Origin of the sequence: Bradyrhizobium sp. PRIMUS42, from assembly GCF_023006515.1 — a bacterium.
In the GTDB taxonomy this organism is placed as follows: Bacteria; Pseudomonadota; Alphaproteobacteria; order Rhizobiales; family Xanthobacteraceae; genus Bradyrhizobium.
On the sequence record NZ_JALBGZ010000696.1, the window covers coordinates 1 to 3,256 of the forward strand.

Consider the following 3,256-nt stretch of genomic DNA (forward strand, 5'->3'; position numbering starts at 1 on the left):
CCTTCGCCGGCATCGGCGATCCCGAGCGCTTCTTCCGCAGCTTGCGTGCCGGCGGCATCGACGTCGCGCGCACGCGTCCGTTCGCCGACCACCACATGTTCTCGCGCGAGGAAATCGCAGCGCTTGCGGCGGACGCCCTGCGCGAGCAGCTCACGCTGGTGACGACGGAAAAGGACCTCGCACGCCTGCGCGGCAGCGAGGGCGTGCCTGATGACATCGTGCCGTTCGCCGTCGAGCTCGAATTCGATGAGCCGGCAAAGCTCCGGCAATTGATCAGCGATCATCTGTACAAGGCGCGCGAGCGGCGGTTCAACACGCGTTGATCTCGAACATAAGGCAACGTCTCTGCCGTAGTCTGAAAAGCAGAGTGTCGCGACCGGCGAATCCTCTTCCGCGCGTTCGGGAGTTGATGTAGCCTTCGATGAGAGCCGTCACCGGGACGTGCCGAACTCCCGGCAATCATCGACGGCGTTAGTGCCCACGGCGGGCAACGCATCTTCATCATGTCAGGCGCAGCGGCCGTAGCGACCAGTTCGGGACGGCACGGAGAGTTATTGCCAAAAGATCAGAGGAGAACATGCCATGCATTTTTGCCTCACCGGCCAATACACACCACGCTCTCTCAACGCCATTTTGGAAAACCCCACGACCGATCGTCAGGAGGCGGCCAGAAAACTCATCGAGGCGGCCGGCGGAAGGCTGATCTCGATGTACAGTGTTGCGGCCGACGGTCCTGGCGTTTTGGTGATTTTCGATGTGCCTGATCCCGGCGCGGCTCCGGCCATCTCTGGCCTGACCGTCTCGGCGGGCACCCTGCAGAACGTGAAACTCACTCGGTTGTTCACGCAGGATGAGATCAAGCAGGTCCGCCAGAACGCGGCCAAGCTGCGCTCTTCGTATACCCCGCCTGGAAGCTGACATCCGGATTTGAAGCGGAGCCGCCGCAGCACCAAGCGGCGGCGACGCTGACATCACGAAACAATCACGTCTGCAGACCGAGAAGACTTTCCGGCGTCTATTGGCCGACAATGGAAAAACGGCGCGTGCTGCGTTCGTCTGTCGCTGCTGGCGGACCTGGTAACCGTCCGCGATCGCGGTTCAGCAGTCGGTCATGTTCACCACGCCCCGACGGCCATTAATCCGATGATGGTCAGGCACGAGACGCAGGCGACCATGACGGTATAAGATTCGGGTGTGTTCATCGCTTCTTCCTCCCAAACTGTTGCCAATTGCCTGGTCACTGCTACGCGGGAGAGATCGCCGGTCCTGGGCGGTTTCAATTCGGTGCGCCCCGGTCGGACTTGTGCTGCGCGTCTATCCTACTATCGTCACCCTGGACCGCGGGATGATGATGCGCTTCGAGAGCTTCAGAACGTTCGACTGCGATCAGAAGCTGCTTGCGCATTTCAGCGAGGCGGGCGCGGCAATATTCACGATAGAGCATGTCTAGTATGGTGGGCATGATCACCCCCATCGTTGACTTTCGATTTACAGATATGCCGCCGCGAATTTCTTGAGGTGATCATAGCCCGTCAATGGCTCTTCGATATGAGCCCGTTCACAGACTGCGCCAATTCCAAAGCTCGATGGCCGTTTGGTTGACTTGATTGTCTGTGCGATAAAAGAGCAGGGCCAATTACCTAACACGCACTATAGCAGCTCTCTGTTTCACCAAGACTTCGTCAAACAACTTAAGGGCGCCAAGCTGCAACAAAAATTCCAACCACAGCGCGAAATGACTTACCTCGGAGTGCAAGAACTCTTCGATGCAACGCGGATCGGCACGAGGGAAGTCAGCATAGTGTGAGAGTCGCAGCCAGCCACGCGTGACCACGTCTGCATCCCGTTGCCGCGTGGAAGGCGCACCAATCCTGTTGCCCCGGCGAGGCAATCCTGCTTGGCGAAGTCCTGCCGGAGCCTGCCATTCAGGCGACATTCATCGCAAAACTTCTATCGATCTCGGACGATCGGGAGAATTCGATGAAACTGCCGTCTGCGTTCGTCGCCGCCAGCCTCGTATGTCTGATCATTGCGCCGGTGTCCGCACAAACGACGCCGTCCGCTGCTCCCACCACCGTGCCGGTTCCTGCGACCAAACGCGTGACGTGTCTTGCCACGACGGCAAGCTTGAAGGGGCAGGACAAGCGCGACCAGCTACAGCTCTGCCTGGCGCAGGCACGGCTCGATTGCCTGAAGCAGGCGATCGATCAGAAGGTCGTCGGTGAATCCAGGAAGAGTTTTGTCAAGACCTGCGTGGGCGGCGATGGCACCGAGCCCCAATAGCCGAACCATGCCAAGAGTTCGATCTTGTAGGGTGGGCAAAGCGAAGCGTGCCCACATTGCTCGTCGCGGTCATGGTGAGACGGTGGGCACGGCGCGTTGCGCCTTTGCCCACCCTACGAGCGCCGAAGGATCACGATTGCTGCGGTTTCGGCGCACCGGGAAAATGCCGCTGCAGCACGGCGGCCGGGGTAGCGTAGGCCTCTTGCAGATCCACGCTCCAGTACTTCAGCTCGTCCAGCGGAATCCGCGTGTCGGTGATGGCACAGCGCACGAATGTCCCCGGCGAGATCACGCGGAAGTCGCCGTCGAGATACTGCACCTGCGCTTCGCCATGGCCCGAGGGGCCGAACTTGTTCAGCACGGTCGAAAGTCTCCGTGGAAGGCCTCTCCGCGGAAAACCTTGGAGGGCACGATGTGGTGGACGGGATGTAGCATAGATAGGGCGGCTTGTCCGCCCGGTAAACCCACCGGTTTGTGATGTTTTGCCGCCGTTTCCGCGTGATAGTGCTTGCGCGAAGGGTCGCTGGTTCCGGTACCACCTACGGCAGAGTCCGATGCGCCTTCGATTAACCACTCTGTTCCTGACGTTGCTGATGTCGGCCGCGCGCGCCGCGCCGGCGCCGCAACCGGTCGACATTCCGCTGGCGTCGGGCGTCCTCCATGCGCAGCTCTACAAGCCCGAGGGCGCAGGCCCGTTTCCGACCGTGATCGCGCTGCATGGTTGCGGCGGGCTCAGTGGCCATTCCGATCCCGTGCTGGCGCGCTATCGCGACTGGGCCGAGCGCCTGCTCAGGGCGGGCAATGCCGTGCTCTTGCCTGACAGCTACGGCTCGCGGGAGCTCGGGCCGCAATGCCGCGTCAAGGAGATGCACGTCAAGGCGCGGCGCGAGCGCGTCACCGATGTGGCAGCATCGCGCGCCTGGCTGATGAAGCAGAGCTGGGTGGCGCGCGATCGCGTCAGCCTGATGGGATG

6 protein-coding genes are annotated in these 3,256 nt (G+C 61.2%); 4 read left to right on the plus strand and 2 right to left on the minus strand.

Translation table 11 applies throughout. From position 1 onward, the window contains the following. Together MOV75_RS32030 and MOV75_RS32035 are read left to right on the plus strand one after the other, a co-directional pair. On the plus strand, positions 1–323 hold a 323-nt coding region (locus MOV75_RS32030; RefSeq protein WP_247007321.1), incomplete at its 5' end, for a tetraacyldisaccharide 4'-kinase. 259 nt (positions 324–582) lie between these two features. Then, positions 583–918, plus strand: a complete 336-nt coding sequence (locus MOV75_RS32035) for a GYD domain-containing protein (protein WP_246931488.1) — start codon at positions 583–585, stop codon at positions 916–918. A 358-nt stretch (positions 919–1,276) separates the two neighbouring features. On the opposite strand, the gene MOV75_RS32040 is transcribed toward MOV75_RS32035, so the two are convergent. After that, entirely contained in the window at positions 1,277–1,462 is a 186-nt protein-coding gene (locus MOV75_RS32040) for a hypothetical protein (protein ID WP_247007322.1), read from the minus strand. Between the two features lie 518 nt (positions 1,463–1,980). Here MOV75_RS32040 and MOV75_RS32045 point away from each other — a divergent pair. Next, a complete protein-coding gene (locus MOV75_RS32045) occupies positions 1,981–2,283 on the plus strand; it encodes a hypothetical protein (protein ID WP_246931490.1) in 303 nt (100 codons plus the stop codon). Between the two features lie 130 nt (positions 2,284–2,413). On the opposite strand, the gene MOV75_RS32050 is transcribed toward MOV75_RS32045, so the two are convergent. Beyond that, a complete protein-coding gene (locus MOV75_RS32050) occupies positions 2,414–2,644 on the minus strand; it encodes a DUF2093 domain-containing protein (protein WP_246931492.1) in 231 nt (76 codons plus the stop codon). A 193-nt stretch (positions 2,645–2,837) separates the two neighbouring features. On the opposite strand from MOV75_RS32050, the gene MOV75_RS32055 reads away from it, so the two are divergent. After that, a partial coding sequence (locus MOV75_RS32055) for a dienelactone hydrolase family protein (RefSeq protein ID WP_247007323.1) occupies positions 2,838–3,256 on the plus strand: 419 nt, incomplete at its 3' end.

What these genes read in the sequence shown, in the direction of transcription:
- MOV75_RS32035 (WP_246931488.1), top strand. Translation starts at nt 583, where the DNA reads ATGCATTTTTGCCTCACCGGCCAATACACACCACGCTCTCTCAACGCC.
- MOV75_RS32040 (WP_247007322.1), bottom strand. Translation starts at nt 1,462, where the DNA reads ATGCCCACCATACTAGACATGCTCTATCGTGAATATTGCCGCGCCCGC.
- MOV75_RS32045 (WP_246931490.1), top strand. Translation starts at nt 1,981, where the DNA reads ATGAAACTGCCGTCTGCGTTCGTCGCCGCCAGCCTCGTATGTCTGATC.